Genomic DNA, 24,099 nt, shown 5'->3' on the forward strand with positions numbered 1-24,099 from the left:
AGCCTTCAGCGCTGACCGCGCCAGATCTTGATCGGCGCGCCGGGTTGCAGGCCGCCCTGGTGCGCGGGGCAGCGGGTATAGCGGAACGCCCTGTTCAGGCAGATCCAGATTTCGTCCAGCCAGCCCTCGCGGGTCGCGGTGACGCGCATCATGTCCGCGGTCATGCCCCGGTTCGCGGCCGCCACCGCCGTCGCGACGTCACCGGCGGTCAGATTGCCCTGACGCGACAGCGCCATCATGTCGGGGAAGCGCAGGCCGTGATAGAGCGCATTGGACTGTTGGAAATAACGCGCCGGGCTGTAGCCCGCCATGCAGGTGCCATGCTTGGCCCATTCATGCTGCATCAGCTGCGCCGAGGGGGTGGCGCAGATGTGACGGCGGACCACCGCTTGGGGCAGGATCGCGGTCGGGCGACAATATTGCGGCCACTCCTTCTCCTCGCCATCCGGCCACAGCCCGTGCAGTGTGAAGCCGAAACGGTTGCCCGTGCCGCACTGGAAGCGGCTGTCGCCCTTCGGATCGCGGCAATATTGCGGGCTCCAGGTGATCGCCAGCGTATAGCTGCCGATGGGCAGCACGCGGGTCGGCTGGCTGGCGCTGGGCAGGTCGGGGCGGATGCGCTGCGGCCCCGAGGGGGCGGTGCATTGCAGCGTCTGCGCCGACAGCATCTGCGGCGCGGCCAGTATCGCCAGCCCGATCAGGATCGTCTTCATGCTTCGTTCTCCTCCGCCTTGGCGCGATACCAGGCCAGCGCATTGGGCCGCAGCAGCATCACCACCGCGACCAGCGACGCCGCCGCCTGCACCACCGTCAGCACGCCGAACACCCCTTCCGCCAGCGCGCCGACCGACACCTGGTACAGAAAGCCCAGCAGGTTGAGCACGGTCATCACGATCAGCAGGCCCAGCCCGATCCGGCTCGCGAGCCGGGTGGTCCACAGCGTCGCCAGCAGGAACAGCCCGATCAGCAGGACATTGGCGAAGATCGCGATGCCGACCCCCGCCTGCGCCACCGTATCGTTCCAGCCCAGCGCCGCCAGCACCACCAGCAACAGGATGGCGAGCAACGACAGCCGCTCGCCCAGGATCACCGATTTGGGTCGCAAGACCTTTCCCCTCTTCAGGCCACGGCTCAGGCCGCGGCGAAATCCAGCCCGATATCCGCCGCCGGGGCGGACTGGGTCAAGCGACCGACGCTGACATAGGTCACGCCCGTCTCCGCCAGCGCGCGGATCGTGTCCAGACGGACGCCGCCCGATGCCTCGGTGGGCACGCGGCCCGCGACCTTGGCGACGCCCTCGGCCAGCATCGCCGGGCCCATATTGTCGAGCAGCAGGTGCGTCGCGCCTGCCGCCAGGGCCGGTTCGATCTGGTCGAGCGTATCGACCTCGACGATAATCCGTGCGATCCCCGCCGCCCTAGCCGCCGCGACCGCCGGGCCGATGCCGCCCGCGACCGCGACGTGATTGTCCTTGATCATCGCCGCATCCCACAGGCCCATGCGGTGGTTCTGCGCGCCGCCCATGCGGGTGGCGTATTTCTCCAGCAGGCGCAGGCCGGGGATGGTCTTGCGCGTGTCGAGCAGCGTCGCCCCCGTCCCCGCCATGGCCGCGACATAGGCCGCCGTCATCGTCGCGATGCCCGACAGATGCTGGACGGTGTTGAGCGCGGACCGCTCGGCGGTCAGCATCGCGCGAGCCTGGCCCGACAGGCGGAGCAGCGCGGTGCCCGGCGCGACGGCCGCGCCATCCTCGACCAGCCGCTCGATCGCGACTTCGGGGTCGAGGCGGCGGAAGAACGCCTCGGCAATGGGCAGCCCGGCAACGGTGATCGCATCGCGGCTGGCCATGGTGCCCACGAAGCGCGCGCTCGCCGGGATGACGGCGGCGGAGGTGATGTCACCACCCGGCCCCATATCCTCGGCCAGCGTCGTGGTGACGAAGCCGTCGAGGTCGAAGCCCTCGATCACGAACGCGGACCCAGATCGCCCTTGCCGACCGTCCCGCTCGCCAGCGTCAGCATCGCGTCGAGGCTCTTCTTGGCCTGGAGCCGCAGCCCTTCCTCGATCTCGACGCGCGGGGTCAGGTCGCGCAGCGCCAGATACAGCTTCTCCATGGTGTTCAGCGCCATATATGGGCAGATGTTGCAGTTGCAGTTGCCGTCCGCGCCGGGGGCGCCGATGAAGGTCTTGCCCGGCATCGCCTTCTGCATCTGGTGGATGATGTGCGGCTCGGTCGCGACGATCAGCGTGTCGCCAGTGATACCTTGCGCGAACTCCAGGATGCCGCGCGTCGAGCCGACATAATCGGCATGATCCAGGATGACGGCGGGGCATTCGGGATGTGCGGCGATCGGCGCATCGGGATGCTCGGCGCGCAGCTTCAGCAGTTCGGTCTCGCTGAACGCCTCGTGCACGATGCACACGCCGGGCCATAGCAGCATGTCGCGCCCCGTCTTGCGCGCCAGATAGCCGCCCAGATTGCGGTCGGGGCCGAAGATGATCTTCTGCGCCGGGTCGATCTGCGCCAGGATCTGCTCGGCGGAGGACGACGTCACGATGATGTCGGACAGCGCCTTCACCTCGGTCGAGCAGTTGATATAGGTCAGCGCGATGTGATCCGGGTGCTGCGCGCGGAACTCGGCGAACTGTTCGGGGGGACAGCTGTCTTCCAGGCTGCACCCCGCCGCCATGTCGGGCAGCACGACGATCTTGTCGGGCGACAGGATCTTGGCCGTCTCCGCCATGAAGCGCACGCCGCAAAAGGCGATGACGTCCGCGTCGGTCGCCTGCGCCTTGCGGCTGAGGTCCAGGCTGTCGCCGACGAAATCGGCCAGGTCCTGAATCTCGGGCTTCTGGTAATAATGGGCGAGGATGACGGCGTTGCGTTCCTTGCGGAGCCGGTCGATCTCGGCGCGCAGGTCGAGGCCCGTCAGATTCGTCTGGATGGTCATGTTTCCTCCCCTAAGCGCAAGGCGGTGCGCCGACAATCGGGCACGTCATGCGCCGTTGCCCAGAACCTCCTGAACCGTCCGGGTCGTGTCCCAGCGTTCGTCGTCCCTGGCCTCGTCGGCGTAGCGGACCTTGACGGTCGCATCGACCCCGGCGGCGCGCAGCGGCATCGCGAAGCTGCGTTCGACCGCGCGGCGGGTGGCGTCGCGCGCCAGCTTCATCGGCGCGGGACCTCGCGCCTGTCGCATCAGTTCGACCTGTCCGGCGGTGCGGTTGGCGGCATCCAGCCGCTGCTCGGCATCGGTGAAGGTGGTCAGCACGCCGCCCGAGCCATATTCGCGGATCGCCGCCATATCGACCTGCGGCCCGTCGATCTCGAGCGGCGGCAGCGTGACGGTCAGCACATGGTCGCCCGCATCCCAGCGGACATCCTGCTGGCGCAGCTTGCCCAGATCGACCTCATAGCGGACCATGCCCGGCATGATGAGCGTCCGTTCGGTCGAAAAGCCCAGCTGCGACTGGCGCGAGGTGACGACGGCGACATAGCGCGCGGCAAAGGCCGACAGCCGGTTCTGTTCGCGCAGACCCTCCAGGCTGGCGCGCGCGATGGTGGTGGGATCGGGGGTCAGCCGGTCGGCGACATAGCGCTGTACCCCCCAGGCCGCGATCAGCCCGGCCAGGACCAGCAGGACGAGGACGCCCGCCGCCTTGGCCATGAACAGGCCGAAGCCGCCGCGCCGCGTCTCGACCGGCGGGGTCACGCCGCGATCGTCCATGATGCTCCCTCCTCGCGGACCAGTCCCCGCATTCGCAGATCGTAAAGATGCGCCAGCACCGAGCGTTCCGCCGCGGGCAGCAATTTGGGGTTCAGCCCGACATACATGCGCGCGGTCATCGCGGCTATGTCGAGCGGATCGCCGCCGCCCAGCAGGCGCAATATCTGCCCCTCGCGCTGCTTGCGATGGCCCAGCATCCCGCGCACCAGACGCTGGGGATTGTCCACCGCCTCGCCATGCCCCGGATAATAGACGCGGTCGTCGCGCTCCATCAACTTTTCGAGGCTGGCCATATAGGCGCCCATGTCGCCATCGGGGGGCGAGACGATGCTGGTCGACCATCCCATGACGTGATCGCCGGAGAACAGCGCCTTGGTCTCGGGCAGCGCGAAGGCGAGATGGTTGGAGGTATGGCCCGGCGTCGCAAGGGCGGTCAGCGTCCAGCCATCGCCCGACACCCCCTCCCCCTCGGCCAGCACCCGGTCGGGTGCATAGTCGCGGTCGAACGCGGCGTCGGACCGGCCGCCTTCGTAATCGGGCGCGAAGGGCGCGGCGCCGACGACGGGCGCCCCCGTCGCGCGGGCGAGCGGGCGGCTGGCCGGACTGTGATCGCGGTGATGATGGGTGATCAGGATCGCGGCGACCGGACGCCCGGCGATCGCTTGCAACAGGGCATCCAGATGGGCGGGATCGTCGGGGCCGGGATCGATCACCGCCACGTCGCGGTCGCCGACGATATGCGTCTGCGTCCCCGTATAGGTGAAGGGTGAAGGATTGGGAGCGAGCACGCGGGAGACCAGCGGCTCAAGCAGGATCGGAATGCCGGTCGGGTGCTCAGCCATCCCGCATCATGTGGGCAAGCCGCCGATAAAGAGCAACCCCTGTACCCATTGGCCGGGCACAGGGGTCGAGGGGGGTAAAGTCGGGACGGATCAATCCGCGTCGCGGTCCGCCATTTCGGCCTTCAGCTCCGCCGTCGCCTCGTTCAGCCCCTTCAGGGCATCGCGCCGGGCGTCTTCGGACAGGTTGCGGTCACGATTGATCGAGGCGCGGGCGCTCTCGATGCTGGCGAGCGCGATCCGCATGTTGGTCTGGGCCGAACGCTGGGCGTTCAGGGCGGACAGCGACGCCAGGCGCGCGGATTGCTCGATCCGGTCGGTGCAGATGATCGTGACCTGCCGCCGGGTCTCGCCGTCGACGGTGGTATAGCTGGTCCGGCTGTCGCTGCCGCTCGTGCCGCAGCTGCGCGACTGGACGATCGGCATCGGGGGCATCGGCACCATCGGGACGACAGCGTTGCGGTCGAAAATCCGGACCTTGTGCCCGTTGCGCAAGGTGACGACGCGGATGCGCGGCACCGCCGGGGCCTGGGGCGCGGCGGGCGGTTCGACGGCTGGCGAGGTGGTCGGCACGGCAGGAATGGCGGGCGGCGCGGGCGGGGTCGCCGCGATGGCGACTGCGGGCCTGGCGGTCACGACCGGGGCGATCGGCACGGACGGCGCGGTGGGCGGGTCGGACAGCTCGGGCGCCGTCTGGGCAACCGCGGGCAGGACCGCCGCCGTGCTGGTCAGGTCGACGCCGATGGTCCGCTCGACCCGCTCGGTCAGTGCCGCCGCCGCCGGGGTGCCGGACGCCGTCAGGCCCAGCCCGGCCAGCACGAGCAGCGATACACTCGCCCCGCCCGCCACCAGCTGGCGACGCGAAGTCGGAGAAGTCGTCAACATCTTCAGCCTCCCTTTCAGATCCTCGATGGTGTGCAGATGACAGGCGCCCGACAGCGCGCGGCCATGCGCGGCCTTCACGATGGCGCAGGCATAGACATGCCGGTCGGCGCGGCTGCGCCCCTTCAGGACACGCGCGTCATTGGCCAGTTCCTGATCGGCACGAAAGGCGTGGAAGGCCCGCCACGCCAGCGGGTTGAACCAGTGGAGCGCCAGCACGCCCAGCGCGATCCAGTTGGCGATCAGATCGCCGCGCGCATGGTGGCCCAGCTCATGCGCCAGCGCCAGGTCGCGCTCGTCGGCGTCGTAACGCTCGGCGAAATCGCGCGGAAAGGCGACATAGCGGTGCCAGATCCCGAAGGCGAGCGGCCCCGGCGCGCCGTCGCTGGCGACCACGCGCACGCCCTTGACCGCGTCCAACGTCTCCGCCGTCGCGAGCAACCGCGTGCGGAATCGCCAATGGCGCAGCAGCTGGAACCCCAGAAAGCCCCCCGCCCCGACGATCCAGACCAGCGCCACCGCCTGCGCCACCATCGGCCAGAGGCTGGGCGCGGCGAGCGGCGCGGGCAGCTGCTCGGCCATCGGCACCATGACATAGGTGGTGAAGCGTTCGCTGGCCGCCGCCAGCGGCGGGGTGGCCTGCTCGGACAGGCCGCGCGGCAACGGGGGCAGGACCAGCCGGAGCAGCGGCAGCGCCCAGAGCGCATAGGCGACCTGCGGGCCGAAGGCCCGGCGGACATATCCCCGCGCCAGCAGCACCAGCGCCATCAGCAGGGCAGAGGCGATCATCGCCTCCACCGCCCAGCCCAGTTGCGCGCCGCTCACGCCTTCAGCTCCTTGAGCAGCGCCTCGATCTCGGAAATGTCCTGCGCGGTCAGCTCGTCGCGCTCGGCCAGATGCGCGACCAGCGGGGTCAGGCGGCCGCCGAACAGCCGGTCGATCAGGCGGCGGGACTCGCCCACGACATAATCGTCACGCGCCACCAGCGGGCGATAGAGATAGCGCCGCCCCTGCTCCTCATGCGCGATCGCTTCCTTGGCCAGAAGACGGCCGAGCAGCGTCTTGACGGTGTTGGTGGTCCAGCCGCGTTCGGGATCGACCCGCTCGGCAACATCCTGCGCGGTCAGCGGCGAGTCCTCCCACAGAACCTCCATCACCGCATGTTCGGCATCGCTGATACGCTCGGCCATCGACTCGCCCCTTCATTGACTACGCTCGTAATCGTACACCGATTACAGGTGTAGTCAATGGGGTGCGGATTCGGGTTTGCTTCTTTTTCCCTCTCCCCTGGACAGGGGAGAGGGTTAGCGAAGCTTGCCAGCCTGCTGGCTAGCGCAGCTTGGGTGAGGGGTTGAGCGAGCCCAAAGGCTCGCGGCGCTCGCAAGGCGAGCGCCCACCCCTCACCCAGCTCCGACTAGGCCTTTGCTTTCGCAAAGACCAAGTCTGCGCAACCCTCTCCCCTCTGCGAGGGGCGAGGGAAGGCACGGCATCGCTGAATGGCGATCCGCCCCAGGTCCGGGCGACCGCCACTCCCCCTCGCAGGACGAACACAAAAAAGGAGGCCAGATCGAAACCTGGCCTCCTCTTCTTGCGCCCGTAAAGGTCGGCGATCAGGCCGACTTCACGTCCTGGACCAGCTCGGCCAGCTCGCCGCTTTCGTACATCTCCATCATGATGTCCGAACCGCCGACGAACTCGCCCTTGACGTAGAGCTGGGGAATGGTCGGCCAGTCCGAATAGGCCTTGATCCCCTGGCGGATGCCCTGGTCCTGGAGCACGTCGACGCTTTCGAACGGCACGTCGAGATGGTTGAGGATCGCCACCGCGCGGCTGGAAAAGCCGCATTGCGGGAAAAGGGGCGTGCCCTTCATGAACAGCAGGACGGCATTGTCCTTTACCAGCGCATCGATCCGCGCATTCGTGTCATCGGTCATATCGGTCGTTCCTGAATGAAATCGAAAAGGGTCAGGCGGTCGGTTCGGCACCCGCCGGAACCGCCGTGGTCAGTTGCAGTGCGTGGAGTTCGCCCCCCATGCGCCCGCCCAGCGCGGCATAGACGGCGCGGGTCCGCGCGACCCGGCTCATCCCCGCAAAGCTGGCGGCCACGACATGTGCGGCATAATGGTCGCCGTCCCCGGCCAGATCGGTGATCTGGACCTCGGCATCGGGAATGGCGGTGCGGATCATCGCGGCGATATCGTCGGCGGCCATCGGCATGTCAGCGGCTTTCCATCAATTGGCGGCGCGCCTCGACCTGCTGTTCGTCCAGCGCGCGGCGGACCTCGGCTTCCTCGACATCGATCCCGGAGGCGGTCAGGTCGCCCAGCAGCTTGCGGATCACGTCCTCGTCACCGGCCTCCTCGAAATCGGCCTGAACCACCGCCTTGGCATAGGCGTCGGTCTCGGCGGGCGTCAGCTTCATCCGCTCCGCCGCCCATTGCGCGACCAGGCGGTTGCGGCGCGCGGTGATTCGGAACATCATCTCCTGATCCGCCACGAACCCGGCCTCCAACCCGCGCCTGCGTTCGTCAAAACTGTCCATCCGTCCGCCATCCCCCTGCCCCGCGGGGCACTGATCCAAGTCCCCGAGATAGGCACCGCCGCGCCGACGCGCAACCGATCCGAAACGGCGCCCGATTGTCGCGCCGAACCGAGGAACAGCCGCGCCCGTTCGTGCGTAATATTCATGACACATAAACATAAGGATGGCGACGCCCGAGCAGTCGCCTCCGAAGGAGATCGGCGATCGCCTCCGAACCCGGATCGCGACGCCTAGGATGAGGAGAGTCCGATGCGCGCGCCCCTGTCCCGGCCGCCTGTTGCCGCATACCCCAACGCCCCGGCGATCGAGGGGATCATCAACGGCATGATCGGCGCCCTGGCGCTATGGGCGGCCATCGCCGCCGTCATACTCGCCCTGGCCTGACCGACCCGTCACCGAGCGATGCCACGACCCGCAAGGGTCGCGGCATGCGCGTCAGGCGATCGGCGTCGCCTCGGGCGGCAAACGGCGACGCCCCTCGATCCAAGGGCGTCCCTGCGCCATTTCGCCCTCGAATGCGTCGATCGCGCCGTCCCGCGCCAGGGTGAGGCCGATCTCGTCGAGGCCGTTCATCAGGCATTCGCGTCGGAACGGATCCAGTTCAAAGGGGAAGCGATCCTGAAAGGGCGTGGTGACGCTCATGGTTTCCAGATCGACCGTGATGGGCTGATCCTGCGCCACCTCGACCAGCCGGTCGACCGCTTCCTGCGGCAGGACGACGGGGACGATGCCGTTCTTGAACGCATTGCCCGAGAAGATGTCGGAGAAGCTGGGTGCGATGACCGCGCGGATGCCCATGTCGGCCAGCGCCCAGGCGGCATGTTCGCGGCTGGAGCCGCACCCGAAATTGTCGCCCGCGATCAGGATCGGCGCCCCGGCATAGCGCGGATCGTCGAAGATATTGCCGGGCTGCGCGCGCACAGTCTCGAACGCGCCGCGCCCCAGCCCCGCCCGGCTGATCGTCTTCAACCAGTGCGCGGGGATGATGACGTCGGTGTCGATATTCTTGGCACCCCAGGGATAGGCGGTGCCGGATACGGTCGTAACCGGATTCATGCGATAGTCCTGTTCATCGCCGGTCCCGCCCCGCAACACATGCAGGGCCAGGCGTCAGCGGCGTTGTTCGGCGGTGGCGGGCTTGGAGGCCACCCCGGCGGCATAGGCGGCCGCGCCGCACAGCACCGCGCCCGTCACCAGCATCACCAGTACATGTTTCATGCTGCCGTCACTCCCCTATTCTCTTCACCGTCCTCGTGCGGCATCAACGCTCTAACATCGGAAAGGCGCCCGGTCACGGCCGCTGCGGCCGCCATCGCCGGGGAAAGCAGATGCGTCCGCGCCCCCGGCCCCTGCCGCCCGACGAAATTGCGGTTGGAGGTCGAGGCACAACGCTCGCCCGGCGGCACCTTGTCGGGGTTCATCGCCAGGCACATCGAACAGCCCGGCTCACGCCATTCGAAGCCCGCCTGGACGAAGACGCGGTCCAGCCCCTCGGCCTCGGCCTGGCGCTTGACCAGCCCCGAACCCGGCACGACCAGCGCGCGCACGCCGTCCGCCACGCGGCGATCGCGTGCCACGGCGGCGGCGGCGCGCAGATCCTCGATCCGGCTGTTGGTGCAGCTGCCGATGAAGACATGCTGGATCGCCACGTCCTGCATCGCGGTGCCCGGCTCCAGCCCCATATAGTCCAGCGACTTGCGCGCCGCCGCCCGCTTGGACGGGTCGGCGAAGCTGTCGGGATCGGGGACGACGCCGGTGATCGGCACCACATCCTCGGGGCTGGTGCCCCAGGTCAGATTGGGGGCGATGTCGGCGGCGTCGAGCGTCACGACCTTGTCGTACACCGCGCCCGGATCGCTGGGCAGCGTCCGCCACCAGGCGACCGCCTTGTCCCAGTCCGCGCCCTGCGGCGCCATGGGGCGCCCCTTCAGATAGGCGAAGGTCGTCTCGTCCGGCGCGATCAGGCCGGCGCGCGCGCCGCCCTCGATCGACATGTTGGCGATGGTCAGGCGACCCTCGACCGACAGGTTGCGGATCACGCTGCCGGTGAATTCGATGACATGGCCGGTGCCGCCTGCCGCGCCGATCTTGCCGATGATCGCGAGCACCACGTCCTTGGCCGACACGCCATGGCCCAGCACGCCGTCGACGCGGACCTCCATCGTCTTGGACGGCGACAGGAGCAGCGTCTGGGTTGCCAGCACATGCTCGACCTCCGACGTGCCGATGCCGAAGGCCAGCGCGCCCAGCGCGCCATGCGCCGAGGTGTGGCTGTCGCCGCAGACCAGCGTCGTGCCCGGCAGGGTGAAACCCTGTTCGGGCCCGACGACATGGACGATGCCCTGCGCGGCCGCCGTCGCATCGATATAGTCAACGCCGAATTCGGCGGTGTTCCGGCGCAAGGCGTCGAGCTGCTGCGCGCTTTCGGGATCGGCGATGGGCAGCAGCCGTCCCGCCGCGTCCAGCCGCGGGGTGGTCGGCAGATTATGGTCGGGCACTGCCAGCGTCAGTTCGGGACGGCGAACCTTGCGACCGGCCGCGCGTAGCCCCTCAAAGGCCTGCGGGCTCGTCACCTCATGGACGAGGTGGCGGTCGATATAGATGAGGCAGGTGCCATCGGGCCGCCGTTCGACAACGTGCGCGGCCCAGATCTTCTCGTACAGAGTCTGGGGTCGTTGGGCCATGATGCGGGCGCTGTTATCCGAAAAGATGCGCGACGCAAAGGTGTGGCGCAATGTTATTTCGCTTTTGGGTGCGGATTCCCGTGGCCTTCGACTTCGCTCAGGCTGAACGGAGCGAGGGAAGAGGCCCTCCACCACCGCCGTTCAGCCTGAGCGAAGTCGAAGGCCACGCCCACCCCCTATCCTTGCGCGCGGTAGTCCGCCGTCACCGCGCCGCACCCGGCCAGCTCGATCTCATGATCCGGGTCCCGCCACGTCTCGGCCAGCGCCTGCGCTTCCCAGTCGAGCATCGCCGGATGCGCCAGGATCGTCTCGACCCAAGCGGCTCCCGCCGCGCCGACATCGATCCCATAAGTTCGCACCCGGAACGCCACGGGCGCATAGAAGGCGTCGACCGCCGAAAACCGCTCGCCAGCCAGCCAGGGGCCACCAAAACACGAAAGCCCCTCGCCCCATAATTCGATCAACCGCGCGACGTCGCGATCGAGTTGGGCCGATGGCGGCCTGGCATCCACGCGCACCCCGACATTCATCGTCCGCTCGGCCCGCAGCGCGCCGAAGCCGCCATGCATCTCGGCCACCGCGCACATCGCCCAAGCGCGCGCCGCCTCGTCCTCGGGCCAGACGCCGGGATGCCGCTCGGCGAGATAGAGCGCGATGCCCAGCGAGTCCCACACCATCCGATCGCCATCGCGCAGCACCGGCACCTGCCCCGTTCGGCGAAAAGGCGCGGAACGCCTCGTAATTCTCCGCCGCCGCGAACGGCTCGACGCGGTCGGCAAAGCCGATCCCCAGTGCCTTCATCAGCAGCCAGGGTCGCAGCGACCAGCTCGAATAATTCCGGTTCGCGGTGATCAGCGTATAGGCCATCGCCGTCAGCGTTCGAACCGGGCCGTCGTCTTAGCGGCGATCTCGTCCGCCGTGACGCCCGGCGCGCACTCGATCAGGCGGAAGGCGCTGTCATGGTCAGGCCGCTGGAAGACGGCCAGATCGGTGACGATCATGTCCACCACATTGCGCCCGGTCAGCGGCAGGGTGCAGGCGGGGATGAATTTCGGGCTGCCGTCCTTGGCATTATGCTCCATGACGACGATGATCTTCTTGACGCCCGCGACGAGGTCCATCGCGCCGCCCATGCCCTTGATCATCTTGCCGGGGATCATCCAGTTGGCGATGTCGCCGCCCTCCGACACCTCCATGGCGCCCAGCACGGTCAGGTCGATATGCCCGCCGCGGATCATCGCGAAGCTGTCGGCGGATGAGAAATAGACCGTGTGCGGCAGCTCGCTGATCGTCTGCTTGCCCGCATTGATCAGGTCCGGGTCGACCTCATCGTCATAGGGAAAGGGGCCGATGCCCAGCATCCCGTTTTCGGATTGCAGCGTGACTTCAACGCCTTGCGGGATGTGATTGGCCACTAGTGTCGGGATGCCGATGCCCAGATTGACGTAGAAGCCGTCCTTCAGTTCCTTGGCCGCACGGGCAGCCATTTCGTCGCGGGTCCAGGCCATCACTATTCTCCTATCGGGTGCCACCGCCGGTCGGCGGGGAAGATGTCGTCCGCGCTACCCTTCAGCGCCTTGCCATAGACGGGGTTCGGGAAGACGAACCAGCCGCGCCCCCACAAGGCGGCGATGCGCGGGGCGTCCGCACGGGCACGACGCTGGGCCACGCTGCCAGCTTCGTTGAACAAGTCGCTGAAATCGCCCAATTGATCGCCACCCATCGCGATCACGCAATAGCGGTCGGCGATCCGTCGACGCCGGGCGTCCTTGCCGTCGCCGGTATCGGTATCGGTCCGCACGAACAGCGTATCGCCATGCACCGCCGGGCCCAGCCCCGCCGCATCGATCGCGCGCGCCGCGCCCGCCGCATCGTCGCGGTTGGTGTTGAAGATCACGGTCACGCCCATCGCACGCAGATCGGCCATCGCCGCCGTCGCGCCGGGGGTCGGCAGGACGGCGCGGCCATCGCTTTTCTCCCATGCGCTCCAGCGGCCGGGAAAGGCGCGGTCGGCGCGGCCGGTCAGATCGTCCTGCTCGAAACCCAGGTTCAGGAGGACGGTTTCGTCGACGTCGAACACCGCCGCCGGGCGCTTGCCCGCACAGGACAGGAACCGGGGATCGTCGAGGGTCGCGCCCTCCTGGAGCACCACGCTGTCGCGCGGGGGGCGGCGGACCTGGTCGGCGGCATAGGTGACGAGCGCGCTCCACGCCTGGCGCGAGATCGCGTCCGCCTCGGCCGAGCCGTAGAGATATTGCATCCCGGCGAGCTTGGGGTTCGCCGCCGGGGCTGGAGGGGCGGGACTGGTGTTGCCGACCGCGACGACGCAGCCGGACAGGGAAAGGGCGGCGGCGAGGGTCAGGGCCAGCCTCAAGCCGGGGAGCCCACCCCCACCCCCTCCCGCTTGCGGGAGGGGAGAGGTTGCGGGACGACCGGCACGGTTCAACATCAGACGTTTCATGAACTCCCCCTCCGCCAGATACGCTCCCTCTCCCGCAGGCGGGAGGGGCCTGCCCCAACCATCAAGCCCGCTCGCGGACCGTCCGAAACTCGATCTTCTTCTCATAGGGCGCGCCGACGATCATCCGCTTCACATAGATGCCCGGCAGATGGATCTGGTCGGGGTCGAGGCTGCCCAGCGGCACCACCTCCTCGACCTCGGCGACGCAGACCTTGCCCGCCGTCGCCATCGGCTGGTTGAAGTTGCGCGCGGTCTTGCGGAAGATCAGGTTCCCGGCCTCGTCAGCCTTCCACCCCTTGATGATCGACAGGTCGGCGCGGATGCCGCGTTCGAGGATATAGTCCTCACCGTCGAAGCTCTTCACTTCCTTGCCCTCGGCCACCTTCGTGCCGACGCCGGTCTTGGTATAGAAGCCGGGGATGCCCGCGCCCCCCGCCCGGCACCGTTCGGCGAGCGTGCCCTGCGGACAGAACTCGACCTCCAGCTCGCCGCTGAGATATTGCCGCTCGAACTCCTTGTTCTCGCCGACATAGGAGGAGATCATCTTCCTGACCTGATGCGAGCGGAGCAACTTGCCCAGCCCCACGCCATCGATCCCGGCATTGTTGCTGGCGATGGTCAGGTCCTTGGTCCCCGCCGCCTCGATCGCGTCGATCAGCCGCTCCGGGATGCCGCACAGGCCAAAGCCGCCCGCGCAGATCGTCATGCCGTCGAACAACAAGCCGTCGAGCGCGTGGGCCGCGTCGCGATAAAGCTTCTGCATGGGCGTCCTCCCTATGATGGACGGAGCGTTAGGCGGAGCGGTGGAGCCCGGTCAACCCGGCGTTTGCGCTTTGCGAAGCAGCGGGTCTAGGCTGGGCGCCATGACCCAGATCACCGGCGGACGCCTGCTTGTCGATGCGCTTCTCGAACAGGGGTGCGACCGTATTTTCACCGTGCCGGGCGAGAGTTTCCTGGCCGTGCTCGACGCGCTGCACGACACGCCCGCGATCGACCTGGTGACCTGTCGGCAGGAGGGCGGCGTGACCTTCATGGCGTGCGCCGACGGCACGCTGACCGGGCGGCCGGGTATCGCCTTCGTGACGCGCGGACCGGGGGCGACCAATGCGGCGATCGGCGTCCATGTCGCACGGCAGGATTCGCAGCCGATGATCCTGTTCATCGGCGATGTCGACCGGGGCACCCGCGACCGCGAGGCGTTTCAAGAGGTCGATTTCCAGGCGATGTTCGCGCCGCTCGCCAAATGGGCGGCTCGTATCGACGATGCCGCGCGCATCCCCGAATATGTCGCCCGCGCCTATGCCACCGCGATGAGCGGACGGCCCGGCCCAGTGGTGCTGGCGCTGCCCGAGGACATGCTGTGCGACCTGGTCGAAGGCCATGTCCGCCCCCGTATCGAACGCCCGTCGCAGGATGTGCGGATCGAGGACGTCATGGCCGTGCAGGCGCTGATCGAAAAGGCCGAGCGCCCGGTGGCGATCATCGGCGGCGCGCACTGGAATGACGACGCGGTGGCGCTGGCCGGATCATGGGGCGAGGCGGCCGGCATTCCGCTGGTCGCCGCCTTCCGGCGTCAGGATGCGGTGTCGGCGACCTGCCCGGTCTATGCGGGCAATCTGGGCTATGGCCCCAATCCTGCGCTGGTCGCGCGGGTCAAGGCGGCCGATCTGCTGATCGTGCTGGGCGCACGACTGGGGGAAGCGACGACCGATGGCTATAGCCTGATCACCCCGGACCATCCGGGGCAGGTTTTGGTCCATATCCATCCCGACCCGGAGGAATTGCACAGCATCTATCGCACCGATCTGGCCCTGTGCTGCGACGTGGACCGCGCGCTGGGCATGCTGGAATTGCTGGCGACGCAGGCCGCCACGCCGCATCCCTCCGGGGCCGAAGCCCATGCCGCCTATCGCGCCTGGCCCGACCCGGCTCCGCGCGAGGGCGTGACGCTCGACCTCGGCCAGTGCGTCGCGGCGATGCGCGAGGCGCTTCCCGCCGACTCGATCCTCTGCAACGGCGCGGGCAATTATTCGGGCTGGTGGCACCGCTATTGGCGGTACGAGCCGGGGTGCCAGCTTGCTCCGACCTGCGGCGCGATGGGCTATGGCGTGCCCGCCGCCACCGCCGCCGGGCTGCGCCACCCGGACCGGACGGTGGTCGCCCTGGCGGGTGATGGCTGTTTCCTGATGAACGGACAGGAGCTGGCGACCGCCGTCCAGCATGGCGTGTCGATGCTGGTGATCGTGGTCGATAATGGCGGCTATGGCACGATCCGGATGCATCAGGAGCGCGAATATCCCGGCCGCGTGGCGGGAACCCGGCTCGGCAATCCCGACTTCGCCGCGCTTGCCCGTGCCTATGGCTGCTGGAGCGAGACGGTGACGCGGACCGAGGATTTCGCCCCCGCCCTGTCGCGCGCGATGGCGGAGCCGGGCGTGCGGCTGCTTCACCTGAAGACCGATATCGAGATCATCACCCCCGCCACCACCCTGTCGCGAATCGCCGAGCGTTAGGTCAGGCGTCGTCTGCCTTCCGCTCCGGTTCTCGCCGGGGCGGCAAGCAAAGGACGCAAAAGTCCCATTCCGACACCTGCAATACGATCCAAGCAACGCCACCACCGCCAGCCGGACTTCACCCGATCGCCCCCAGGCAAAACAAAACCGCCCCGGCGTGAGCCGAGGCGGTGAGTTTCGTTGCTGATTGCTTTAGTCAGAAGCGAATAGCAGGATCAGATGTTGTCGCCAAGCGCGCCCTTCACCGATCCCTTGACCTGCTGGCCCTTGCCTTCGACCTGCTGGGCCTGACCCTCCGCCTTCAGATCGGCGTCATGGTTGTGCTCGCCCAGAGCTTCCTTGGCCTTGCCAACCAGTTCGTTGACGTTGCCCTTGATCTTGTCGGTCAGCTCACCCATCGGGGCCTCCATTTGCTGGGGATTGTCACATCCCGTTGAACACTCGGAGATAGAACCCTTTGTTACGCGGCAAGTTCCCTGAAATTAATGTCAGATAAGCCCGGCGAGCGGGCTCGACGGATCGGCATAGCGGCGCTGCCCCATCCGTCCGGCGCGGTAGGCCATGCGCCCCGCCTCGACGGCCGCCTTCATCGCGCGGGCCATCAGCACCGGGTCCTTGGCCTCCGCGATCGCCGTGTTCATCAGGACGCCGTCACAGCCCAGTTCCATCGCCACCGACGCCTCGGATGCGGTGCCGACCCCGGCATCGACCAGCACCGGAACCTTGGCCCCTTCGACGATCAGGCGGATCGTCACCTTGTTCTGGATGCCCAGCCCCGATCCGATCGGCGCGCCCAGCGGCATGATCGCCACCGCGCCGACATCCTCCAGCCGCCGGGCCGCGATGGGATCGTCGACGCAGTACACCATCGGCTTGAAGCCTTCCTTGGCCAGGATTTCGGTCGCGCGCAGCGTCTCGACCATATCCGGGTAGAGCGTCCGCGCCTCGCCCAGCACCTCCAGCTTGACCAGGTCCCAGCCGCCCGCCTCGCGCGCCAGCCGCAGCGTGCGGATCGCGTCCTCGGCGGTGAAGCAGCCCGCCGTGTTGGGCAGATAGGTGATCTTCTTGGGGTCGATGAAGTCGGTCAGCATCGGCGCATTGCGATCCGACACGTTGACGCGGCGCACCGCCACGGTGACGATCTCCGCGCCAGAGGCTTCGACCGCCGCCGCATTCTGCGCGAAATCCTTGTACTTGCCGGTGCCGACGATCAGGCGCGAGCGGAAACGCTGCCCCGCGACTTCCCACGAATCATCGTCGACGACGGGCGCGACATGATCGCCGCCGCCGACGAAGTGCACGATCTCGATCTCGTCGCCATCCTCGACCTCGACCTGCGCCAGTGTCGAGCGCGGCACGACCTCCAGATTGCGCTCCACCGCCACCTTTTCGGGCACCAGCCCCAGCTGGCTCGCCAGATCGGCCAGCGACAGGCCCGCCTTTACCCGCTTATGCTCGCCATTCACGGTGATCGTCACGGTTCCATCGGTATGGGGCATATCTGTGTCACTTACCATGCAAGTCGCTGCCCGCTCGACGTGGGATAGGGCATGCGGTTAAGGAAGGCCCTCGATCTAGGCCCGGCCATTCCGAGCCGCAACCATGGGAGTGCGGATGTCCGCGACCGTTTATGTCCTCAACGGGCCGAACCTGAACCTGCTCGGCCTGCGCGAGCCGCATATCTATGGCCATGACACGCTGGACGATATCGCGGGGATGCTGGAGGATCGGGCGCGCGAGCTCGATCTGGCGATCGACATGCGCCAGTCCAACCATGAAGGCCATCTGATCGACTGGCTGCACGAGGCCCAGGCCTATGAGGCCAAGGCCGTGCTGCTCAATGCCGGGGGCTTCACCCATACGTCGATCGCGATCCATGACGCGATCAAGTCGGTGACGACCCCGGTGATCGAGGTTCACCTATCCAACCCTCATGCGCGGGAGCCATTCCGTCATGAGAGCTTCATCGGGCGTGCCGCAAAAGGCACAATCGCGGGTTTTGGCGCGCATTCCTATCTGCTCGCGCTTGAAGCCGCGGCCCGGTTCTGACAGGAGCGCGTCCCATGACCGAAAAGACTGAACAAGCGATGAAGGTCGATGTCGACCTCGTCCGTCAGCTCGCCGAGCTGCTCGACGCCACCGCCCTGACCGAGATCGAGGTCGAGCATGGCGACCGCAAGATCCGCGTCGCGCGCAAGGCCGCGGCCGTCGCCCAGATGGGCTATGCGCCAGCGCCTGCGCCCGTCGCTGCCCCGGCCGCCGCGCCCGTCGCCGCCGCCGCACCCGCAGAGGTCGGCGCCTCGGCCCCGGCCGTCTCGGCCAATGCGGTGAAGTCGCCGATGGTCGGCACCGTCTATCTGTCGGCCGAGCCGGGCGCCAAGCCCTTCGCCTCGGTCGGGCAGAAGGTCGCCGCGGGCGACACGCTGCTGATCGTGGAAGCCATGAAGGTGATGAACCCGATCACCGCGACGTCGGCGGGCACCGTCACCGCCGTCCTGGTCGAGAACGGCCAGCCGGTCGAGTTCGACCAGCCCCTGGTCGTCGTCGAGTAAGCCGCCTTGGCGCAGATCAAGAAACTCCTGATCGCCAATCGCGGTGAGATTGCGCTTCGCATCCACCGCGCCTGTCACGAGATGGGGATCGAGACCGTCGCCGTGCACTCCACGGCCGATGCCGATGCCATGCATGTGCGCCTCGCCGACCAGGCGGTGTGCATCGGCCCGCCCTCTGCGACGGACAGCTATCTCAACATCCCGAACATCATCTCGGCCGCCGAGATTTCGGGCGCGGATGCGATCCACCCCGGCTATGGCTTCCTGTCGGAAAACGCCAAGTTCGCCGAGATCGTCGAGGCGCACGGCCTGATCTTCGTCGGCCCCAAGCCCGAGCATATCCGGGTGATGGGCGACAAGGTGGAGGCCAAGCGGACGGCGGGCGCGCTCGGCCTGCCGCTCGTCCCCGGTTCGGACGGCGCGATCTCGGATCTGGATACGGCCAAGGCCCTCGCGGCCGAGATCGGCTATCCGGTCATCATCAAGGCGGCCAGCGGCGGCGGCGGTCGCGGCATGAAGGTCGTGCCCTCCGAGGATCAGCTCGAAACGCTGATGCAGCAGGCGGGCACCGAGGCGAAGGCCGCGTTCGGCGACGCCACCGTCTATATGGAAAAATATCTGGGCAACCCCCGGCATATCGAATTCCAGGTGTTCGGCGACGGCAACGGCAACGCGATCCATCTGGGCGAGCGCGACTGCTCGCTCCAGCGCCGCCACCAGAAGGTGCTGGAGGAAGCCCCCTCGCCGATCATCTCGGCCGAGGAGCGCGCGCGCATGGGCGGCGTGGTCGCCAAGGCGATGGCCGATATGGGCTATCGCGGGGCAGGCACGATCGAGTTCCTGTGGGAAAATGGCGAGTTCTATTTCATCGAAATGAACACCCGCCTGCAGGTCGAGCATCCCGTGACCGAGATGATCACTGGGCTGGACCTGGTGCGCGAGCAGATCCGCGTCGCCGAGGGGCATCCGCTGACGCTGCGCCAGGAAGACGTGCAGTTCCGCGGCCACGCCATCGAATGCCGCATCAACGCGGAAGATCCGCGCACCTTCGCCCCCTCGCCGGGCACGGTGAAGATGTATCACGCGCCGGGCGGCATGCATGTCCGCGTCGATAGCGGGCTGTATCAGGGCTATAAGGTCCCGCCCTATTACGACAGCATGATCGCCAAGCTGATCGTGTACGGCACGACCCGCGAAGGCGCGCTGCGCCGCCTGCGCCGGGCGCTGGAGGAATTCGTGATCGAGGGGATGAAGACCACCATCCCGCTCCACCAGTCGCTGCTGGACGATCCCGAGTTCCAGAAGGGCGACTATACGATCAAGTGGCTGGAGGAGTGGCTGGCCAAGCAGGCCTGACCCCTTCCCATTCCATGTTCGATCAGGGGCGCTCGGTCACAGGACCGGGCGCCCTTTTTGTTTTCCCGATCAATGAAGGACTGATGAACAGTTTTTCACTGGTGGAACATGGCCTGTGCAATCGGCATTTCTGCGGTGCCTTTGATGAAAGGAGTATCGCAGATGAAACTTCTCCGTCCCCTCCCCGCCTCGGCTGCCCTCGCCATCGTCGCACTTCCATCGGCCGGCATGGCGCAGCGGGTCTATGAACAGGCCCATGTGCCCGGCAAGAACGGCAGCGTGCGCGTGATCGAAGTGCTCAAGTCCGGCAAGAAGCTGGAAACCGTGTCGTGCCACGACTTCGGCCTGCTGGATGAAAGCTTCCGCCCGCAGGCGATCGTCTATGCGGCGAACTATGGCCCCAAGGGCAAGCCCCATCCGACCTATACCGTCGACGGGGTCGAGAACATCGTGCCCGTCGTCGTCGACCAGTGCAAGGCCCGGCCCGGCGACCATTTCACCACCGCCGTCGCCCGCGCGCTCAAACGGATGCCGGTCGCCGCGAAGCACTAAGCGGATTTCCGAGCGGGTCGGGCCCCTGCCCGTCCCGCTCTTTCCGGTCACGAGAGCCTTGGCTTTCACCGCTGCGGAGCGCATAAGCCGCTCATGGCCATTCGGGCGACCATCTATCACAACCCGCGATGCTCCAAATCGCGCGAGGCGCTGGCCCTGCTGAACGACGCGGGTGCCGATGTGACGGTGGTCGAATATCTCAAGACGCCGCCTTCCGTCGAAGAACTCGCGCGCCTCTATGCCAAGGCTGGCCTGGCGCCCCGCGATGGGCTTCGCAAGGCGGAGGCCGAAGCGAAGGCGCTCGCACAGGCGGACGACGCCACCGTGCTGGCCGCGATGGCCGCCAATCCCATCCTGATCGAGCGGCCGCTGGTCGAGACGCCCAAGGGCGTGGTCATCGGCCGCCCGCCCGAAGCCGTGCGGGGCATCCTGTGATCGCTGCCCATTATTTGAGCAGCATCCATCCTTCTGCCCGCTTTTCGGGCGCAAATCTGACCATTTTCTTACCCTCTCACGAGGGGAAGCCAGTTGGCACGATCTCTGCAACGCGTGAGATCGGGCGAGGGTTCGAACATCATCGGGGACAGTCAGGCTCGTGAAAAAGATTGAGGCGATCATCAAGCCGTTCAAGCTCGATGAGGTGAAGGAGGCGCTGCACGAAATCGGCGTGTCCGGCATCACCGTCACCGAGGCGAAGGGTTTCGGCCGCCAGAAGGGACATACCGAGCTCTATCGCGGTGCCGAATATGTCGTCGACTTCCTGCCGAAGGTAAAGCTGGAGGTGGTCGTCGAGGACGGTCTGGCCGAGCGCGTGGTGGAGGCGATCGCCGCCGCCGCGCAGACCGGCCGGATCGGCGACGGCAAGATCTTCGTGATCCCGGTCGAAACGGCGCTGCGCATCCGCACGGGCGAGCGCGACGACGCGGCGATCTGACGCACCCGACACTCATCCGTCACCGGGCTGACATTCGGCCCGGCTAAACACGTATCACCGGCCCCGGCCTTTCGCCGGAGGGCGGCCAAGCAGAGAGAGAACGGCACATGGCGAATACGGCCAGCGACATCCTGAAGAAGATCAAGGACGAAGAGATCGAGTGGATCGACCTGCGCTTCACCGATCCCAAGGGCAAGTGGCAGCACCTGACCATGGTCGCCTCGATCCTGGGTGAGGATGAGCTGACCGACGGCCTGATGTTCGACGGCTCCTCGATCGAGGGCTGGAAGGCGATCAACGAGTCGGACATGGTCCTCAAGCCCGACCTCGACGCCGTGTACACCGATCCGTTCTCGGCCACCCCGATGCTGATCGTGTTCTGCGACATCGTCGAGCCGTCGACCGGCGAGCTGTACGCCCGCGATCCGCGCTCGACCGCCAAGCGCGCCGAGGCGTTCGTGAAGACCACCGGCATCGGCGACACCGTCTATGTCGGCCCGGAAGCCGAATTCTTCATGTTCGACGATGTGCAGTTCGACACGAACTATTCGTCCTCCTACTTCAAGATCGACGATATCGAGCTGCCGACCAACACCGGCCGCGAATATGAGGGCGGCAATCTCGGCCACCGTCCGCGCGCCAAGGGCGGCTATTTCCCCGTCGCGCCGGTCGACTCGGCCGTCGACATCCGCGGCGAGATGGTCACCACCATGCTCGAAATGGGCCTGCCCTGCGACAAGCACCACCACGAGGTCGCCGCCGCGCAGCACGAGCTGGGCCTGACCTTCGGCACGCTGACCCAGACCGCCGACCGCATGCAGATCTACAAGTATGTCGTGCATCAGGTCGCCCATGCTTACGGCAAGACCGCGACCTTCATGCCCAAGCCGATCAAGGAAGATAACGGCTCGGGCATGCACACCCACTTCTCGATCTGGGAAGGCAAGAACCCGCTGTTCGCCGGCAATGGCTATGCGGGCCTGTCGGAAATGTGCCTGTACTTCATCGGCGGCATCATCAAGCACGCCAAGGCGGTGAACGCCTTCACCAACCCGACCACCAACAGCTACAAGCGCCTGGTGCCGGGTTACGAAGCGCCGGTGCTGCTCGCTTACTCGGCGCGCAACCGTTCGGCCTCGTGCCGCATCCCCTACGGCACCGGTCCGAAGTCGAAGCGCGTCGAAGTGCGCTTCCCCGACGCGCTGGCGAACCCGTATCTCGCCTATGCGGCGCTGCTGATGGCGGGTCTGGACGGTATCCAGAACAAGATCCATCCGGGCGAGGCGATGGACAAGAACCTGTACGACCTGCCGCCCGCCGAGCTGGCCCAGGTTCCCACGGTCGCCGGTTCGCTCCGCGAAGCGCTCGACTCGCTGGCCGCCGACCACGACTTCCTGCTGAAGGGCGACGTGTTCACCAAGGACCAGATCGAAAGCTATATCGAGCTGAAGATGAGCGAAGTGATGCGCTGGGAAATGACCCCCAGCCCGGTCGAATACGACATGTACTACAGCGGCTGATCCAGCCCCTGAACGATGTCACTACGGGGAAAGGGGCCGCAAGGCCCCTTTCTTTTTGGGAAGCCTTCTCGTTCGATCCATATTGCAGGACTGACCTGCAATGGTTAGCCTAGACTCCAAACGTATAAATCGGAGAGTCTACCCTTATGGCCGCAGATGACAAGAACCGCCCATCCCATGGGAATGGCAATCGCGATCGCGATCGCCCATCACCTAGTAACCCAGGCAACTTTTCCGATGGACAAAAGGATCGAGCTGGAAGGGTAACTTCTGATCAAACTCCTCCTGTCCGCCCTAGAAAGCCTTGACAGAAGAGGAGCGCTTAGATCGGCGATATGAACTGCAGTATGTAGCAGAGTATTCTACTCGCTATCATCGCAGACGCGCCACGTTTTTAACAAATACTGACACCATCATAACACTGTTAACCATTGCAGCTGGCGCTAGCGCCTTCACGGATCTTGTCTCTGGTTCGCCGGGTTGGTTGGCAAAGTTAGGATCTGCCACCGTTACCCTTCTTTCACTTGCACAGGTCATTTTGAAATTAGGCCCACAGGGAACCGCCCATGGCCAATGGCTTAGACAATGGAACAGCCTTCTTACTGATATCGTAATATCAACTAATCCAGATGACGAAAAGATTCTCAACTGGCTTACTGTAAAAGCAAAAATAGAGGAAGAGTGCATTGGCGAGTTAAGGGCCCTCGCCCTAGACTGCGAGGATGCAGCGTCACGAGTAATGCGCATTCCAAACCGACAGCATTATTTTAGCGGCTTGCAACGCCTCCTCATACACTTTGGGACATTTCAACAAGATTTCCCCCTAAAACCCTTAGAGCACATCAGGAAAGAGGACTGAGTGTTGTTTATTGCGGGTTCAGTTTTGTCACCCGCTTGGCCGACAGTATCTTCACCGGCGCGGCCAGCATCTCGCCCTTGAACGGCCCCTTGGCCGCGTCGGTCTGCGCGTCGAGGATCTTGTGGATCACGTCCATCCCCTCGACCACATGACCAAAGGCGGCATAGCCCAGATTGTCGCCGGGCTTGGAGGGATCGGCATCGAGCGAGGGCTGTGCGCCCACCATGATGGTGAAGTCGCCCCGCGCGCTGCCCGGCGCCAGCCGCGCGATCGAGATGGTGCCGTCCAGATGCTTCAGGCCGGTCTTCGTCGTCGGCTCATGCGCGATCGGGGGCAGGATGCGCTTGGGCTCGTTCTGGATACCGAACTGGACGAAGCCGAAATCGGGCGCGACGCGGACCGAGCGATAGAAGGTCACGCCGTCCAGCCGGTGCTGGTCGACATAGCGCAGGAAATTGGCGGTGGTAATCGGCGCATGGGTGCGATCGAGATCGAGGACGACCGGCCCCAGGCTGGTCTGCATCGCGACCCGGACCATGACGGGCTTGGGGGCTTCGACCGTGGCCGGTGCCGTCGGCGTGGTGGGCGCGACCTGAATGGCCAGCAGGGCGAACGGGAGGAGCGCGATCATATGGGTCTCCGATGGGCGATTTCAGCCAGCTTAACGGGAATGTCGGACG

29 protein-coding genes and 1 pseudogene are annotated in these 24,099 nt (G+C 66.4%); 10 read left to right on the forward strand and 20 right to left on the reverse strand.

Going from position 1 to position 24,099, the window contains the following annotated elements; all coding sequences use genetic code 11:
• Positions 1 to 5: 5 nt before the first annotated feature.
• From ABIC44_RS14655 to ABIC44_RS14705, 11 genes are all read right to left on the reverse strand, one after another.
• Positions 6 to 713, reverse strand: coding sequence for a ribonuclease T2 family protein (locus ABIC44_RS14655; RefSeq protein ID WP_354296276.1), 708 nt, complete (start codon positions 711 to 713; stop codon positions 6 to 8).
• Complete coding sequence (locus ABIC44_RS14660; RefSeq protein ID WP_354296278.1) at positions 710 to 1,105, reverse strand: hypothetical protein; 396 nt, start codon at positions 1,103 to 1,105, stop codon at positions 710 to 712. Before ABIC44_RS14660 ends, ABIC44_RS14655 begins: the two co-directional genes overlap by 4 nt.
• A 26-nt stretch (positions 1,106 to 1,131) precedes the next feature.
• On the reverse strand, positions 1,132 to 1,968 hold the full coding sequence (nadC, locus tag ABIC44_RS14665) for a carboxylating nicotinate-nucleotide diphosphorylase (protein WP_354296280.1): 837 nt from the start codon (positions 1,966 to 1,968) through the stop codon (positions 1,132 to 1,134).
• Positions 1,965 to 2,951: a quinolinate synthase NadA gene (nadA, locus tag ABIC44_RS14670; RefSeq protein WP_309703576.1), complete on the reverse strand. Its 987-nt coding sequence runs from the start codon at positions 2,949 to 2,951 to the stop codon at positions 1,965 to 1,967. The genes nadC and nadA overlap by 4 nt, the downstream gene beginning before the upstream one ends.
• Before the next feature lie 45 nt (positions 2,952 to 2,996).
• Complete coding sequence (locus ABIC44_RS14675; RefSeq protein ID WP_354296281.1) at positions 2,997 to 3,725, reverse strand: DUF4230 domain-containing protein; 729 nt, start codon at positions 3,723 to 3,725, stop codon at positions 2,997 to 2,999.
• Entirely contained in the window at positions 3,707 to 4,567 is an 861-nt protein-coding gene (locus tag ABIC44_RS14680) for an MBL fold metallo-hydrolase (protein WP_354296283.1), read from the reverse strand. Before ABIC44_RS14680 ends, ABIC44_RS14675 begins: the two co-directional genes overlap by 19 nt.
• Positions 4,568 to 4,657: 90 nt before the next feature.
• Positions 4,658 to 6,271, reverse strand: a complete 1,614-nt coding sequence (locus tag ABIC44_RS14685) for a M56 family metallopeptidase (protein ID WP_354296285.1) — start codon at positions 6,269 to 6,271, stop codon at positions 4,658 to 4,660.
• Positions 6,268 to 6,636 (reverse strand): BlaI/MecI/CopY family transcriptional regulator, encoded by a 369-nt coding sequence (locus tag ABIC44_RS14690; RefSeq protein ID WP_307104458.1) that lies wholly within the window; start codon positions 6,634 to 6,636, stop codon positions 6,268 to 6,270. The genes ABIC44_RS14685 and ABIC44_RS14690 overlap by 4 nt, the downstream gene beginning before the upstream one ends.
• 420 nt (positions 6,637 to 7,056) lie before the next feature.
• Positions 7,057 to 7,380 carry a Grx4 family monothiol glutaredoxin gene (gene grxD / locus ABIC44_RS14695; protein WP_307104456.1) on the reverse strand — a complete coding sequence of 108 codons (324 nt, stop codon included), beginning with the start codon at positions 7,378 to 7,380 and terminating at the stop codon, positions 7,057 to 7,059.
• A 31-nt stretch (positions 7,381 to 7,411) separates the two neighbouring features.
• On the reverse strand, positions 7,412 to 7,663 hold the full coding sequence (locus tag ABIC44_RS14700; RefSeq protein WP_307104454.1) for a BolA/IbaG family iron-sulfur metabolism protein: 252 nt from the start codon (positions 7,661 to 7,663) through the stop codon (positions 7,412 to 7,414).
• 1 nt (position 7,664) lies between these two features.
• Positions 7,665 to 7,988 carry a DUF1476 domain-containing protein gene (locus ABIC44_RS14705; protein WP_354296287.1) on the reverse strand — a complete coding sequence of 108 codons (324 nt, stop codon included), beginning with the start codon at positions 7,986 to 7,988 and terminating at the stop codon, positions 7,665 to 7,667.
• 249 nt (positions 7,989 to 8,237) lie between these two features.
• Here ABIC44_RS14705 and ABIC44_RS14710 point away from each other — a divergent pair, with 249 nt between their 5' ends.
• Positions 8,238 to 8,372: a hypothetical protein gene (locus ABIC44_RS14710; RefSeq protein WP_307104450.1), complete on the forward strand. Its 135-nt coding sequence runs from the start codon at positions 8,238 to 8,240 to the stop codon at positions 8,370 to 8,372.
• A 51-nt stretch (positions 8,373 to 8,423) separates the two neighbouring features.
• Here ABIC44_RS14710 and leuD read toward each other — a convergent pair whose 3' ends face one another.
• From leuD to ABIC44_RS14740, 6 genes and pseudogenes are all read right to left on the reverse strand, one after another.
• Positions 8,424 to 9,044 (reverse strand): 3-isopropylmalate dehydratase small subunit, encoded by a 621-nt coding sequence (gene leuD, locus ABIC44_RS14715; protein WP_354296289.1) that lies wholly within the window; start codon positions 9,042 to 9,044, stop codon positions 8,424 to 8,426.
• A 158-nt stretch (positions 9,045 to 9,202) separates the two neighbouring features.
• On the reverse strand, positions 9,203 to 10,672 hold the full coding sequence (leuC, locus tag ABIC44_RS14720; protein ID WP_309694341.1) for a 3-isopropylmalate dehydratase large subunit: 1,470 nt from the start codon (positions 10,670 to 10,672) through the stop codon (positions 9,203 to 9,205).
• Between the two features lie 176 nt (positions 10,673 to 10,848).
• Positions 10,849 to 11,539: pseudogene (locus tag ABIC44_RS14725) on the reverse strand (glutathione S-transferase family protein).
• A 5-nt stretch (positions 11,540 to 11,544) separates the two neighbouring features.
• Complete coding sequence (locus tag ABIC44_RS14730; RefSeq protein ID WP_354296290.1) at positions 11,545 to 12,180, reverse strand: CoA transferase subunit B; 636 nt, start codon at positions 12,178 to 12,180, stop codon at positions 11,545 to 11,547.
• A gap of 2 nt (positions 12,181 to 12,182) precedes the next feature.
• On the reverse strand, positions 12,183 to 13,046 hold the full coding sequence (locus ABIC44_RS14735) for an HAD family acid phosphatase (protein WP_354296292.1): 864 nt from the start codon (positions 13,044 to 13,046) through the stop codon (positions 12,183 to 12,185).
• A gap of 148 nt (positions 13,047 to 13,194) precedes the next feature.
• Positions 13,195 to 13,896, reverse strand: a complete 702-nt coding sequence (locus tag ABIC44_RS14740) for a CoA transferase subunit A (protein WP_354296294.1) — start codon at positions 13,894 to 13,896, stop codon at positions 13,195 to 13,197.
• Between the two features lie 100 nt (positions 13,897 to 13,996).
• On the opposite strand from ABIC44_RS14740, the gene ABIC44_RS14745 reads away from it, so the two are divergent.
• Positions 13,997 to 15,646 carry a thiamine pyrophosphate-binding protein gene (locus tag ABIC44_RS14745; protein WP_354296295.1) on the forward strand — a complete coding sequence of 550 codons (1,650 nt, stop codon included), beginning with the start codon at positions 13,997 to 13,999 and terminating at the stop codon, positions 15,644 to 15,646.
• A 215-nt stretch (positions 15,647 to 15,861) separates the two neighbouring features.
• Here ABIC44_RS14745 and ABIC44_RS14750 read toward each other — a convergent pair whose 3' ends face one another.
• Together ABIC44_RS14750 and thiS are read right to left on the reverse strand one after the other, a co-directional pair.
• Positions 15,862 to 16,044, reverse strand: a complete 183-nt coding sequence (locus ABIC44_RS14750; RefSeq protein ID WP_307104433.1) for a CsbD family protein — start codon at positions 16,042 to 16,044, stop codon at positions 15,862 to 15,864.
• 90 nt (positions 16,045 to 16,134) lie between these two features.
• A complete protein-coding gene (gene thiS, locus ABIC44_RS14755) occupies positions 16,135 to 17,145 on the reverse strand; it encodes a sulfur carrier protein ThiS (RefSeq protein ID WP_354296296.1) in 1,011 nt (336 codons plus the stop codon).
• Between the two features lie 115 nt (positions 17,146 to 17,260).
• On the opposite strand from thiS, the gene aroQ reads away from it, so the two are divergent.
• The 8 genes from aroQ to ABIC44_RS14795 all read left to right on the forward strand — a co-directional run bounded on the left by aroQ (position 17,261) and on the right by ABIC44_RS14795 (position 23,419).
• The gene (aroQ, locus tag ABIC44_RS14760; RefSeq protein WP_058746681.1) at positions 17,261 to 17,695 is read left to right on the forward strand and encodes a type II 3-dehydroquinate dehydratase; all 435 of its coding nucleotides are present in this window, start codon (positions 17,261 to 17,263) and stop codon (positions 17,693 to 17,695) included.
• A gap of 14 nt (positions 17,696 to 17,709) precedes the next feature.
• Positions 17,710 to 18,198 (forward strand): acetyl-CoA carboxylase biotin carboxyl carrier protein, encoded by a 489-nt coding sequence (gene accB / locus ABIC44_RS14765; RefSeq protein WP_307104428.1) that lies wholly within the window; start codon positions 17,710 to 17,712, stop codon positions 18,196 to 18,198.
• A gap of 6 nt (positions 18,199 to 18,204) precedes the next feature.
• Positions 18,205 to 19,554, forward strand: a complete 1,350-nt coding sequence (gene accC, locus ABIC44_RS14770; RefSeq protein ID WP_309703603.1) for an acetyl-CoA carboxylase biotin carboxylase subunit — start codon at positions 18,205 to 18,207, stop codon at positions 19,552 to 19,554.
• A gap of 162 nt (positions 19,555 to 19,716) precedes the next feature.
• Positions 19,717 to 20,106 (forward strand): HdeA/HdeB family chaperone, encoded by a 390-nt coding sequence (locus tag ABIC44_RS14775; protein WP_354296297.1) that lies wholly within the window; start codon positions 19,717 to 19,719, stop codon positions 20,104 to 20,106.
• A gap of 99 nt (positions 20,107 to 20,205) precedes the next feature.
• On the forward strand, positions 20,206 to 20,541 hold the full coding sequence (gene arsC, locus ABIC44_RS14780; RefSeq protein ID WP_354296332.1) for an arsenate reductase (glutaredoxin): 336 nt from the start codon (positions 20,206 to 20,208) through the stop codon (positions 20,539 to 20,541).
• Positions 20,542 to 20,701: 160 nt separating this feature from the next.
• Positions 20,702 to 21,040 (forward strand): P-II family nitrogen regulator, encoded by a 339-nt coding sequence (locus ABIC44_RS14785; RefSeq protein WP_007405799.1) that lies wholly within the window; start codon positions 20,702 to 20,704, stop codon positions 21,038 to 21,040.
• Positions 21,041 to 21,147: 107 nt separating this feature from the next.
• Complete coding sequence (glnA, locus tag ABIC44_RS14790) at positions 21,148 to 22,560, forward strand: type I glutamate--ammonia ligase (RefSeq protein WP_307104423.1); 1,413 nt, start codon at positions 21,148 to 21,150, stop codon at positions 22,558 to 22,560.
• Between the two features lie 304 nt (positions 22,561 to 22,864).
• A complete protein-coding gene (locus ABIC44_RS14795; protein WP_354296298.1) occupies positions 22,865 to 23,419 on the forward strand; it encodes a hypothetical protein in 555 nt (184 codons plus the stop codon).
• A 7-nt stretch (positions 23,420 to 23,426) separates the two neighbouring features.
• Here ABIC44_RS14795 and ABIC44_RS14800 read toward each other — a convergent pair whose 3' ends face one another.
• Complete coding sequence (locus ABIC44_RS14800) at positions 23,427 to 24,050, reverse strand: peptidylprolyl isomerase (RefSeq protein ID WP_354296299.1); 624 nt, start codon at positions 24,048 to 24,050, stop codon at positions 23,427 to 23,429.
• Between the last annotated feature and the right edge of the window lie 49 nt (positions 24,051 to 24,099).

It is taken from the genome of Sphingomonas sp. 1185, assembly GCF_040544655.1.
Lineage (GTDB): Bacteria > Pseudomonadota > Alphaproteobacteria > Sphingomonadales > Sphingomonadaceae > Sphingomonas.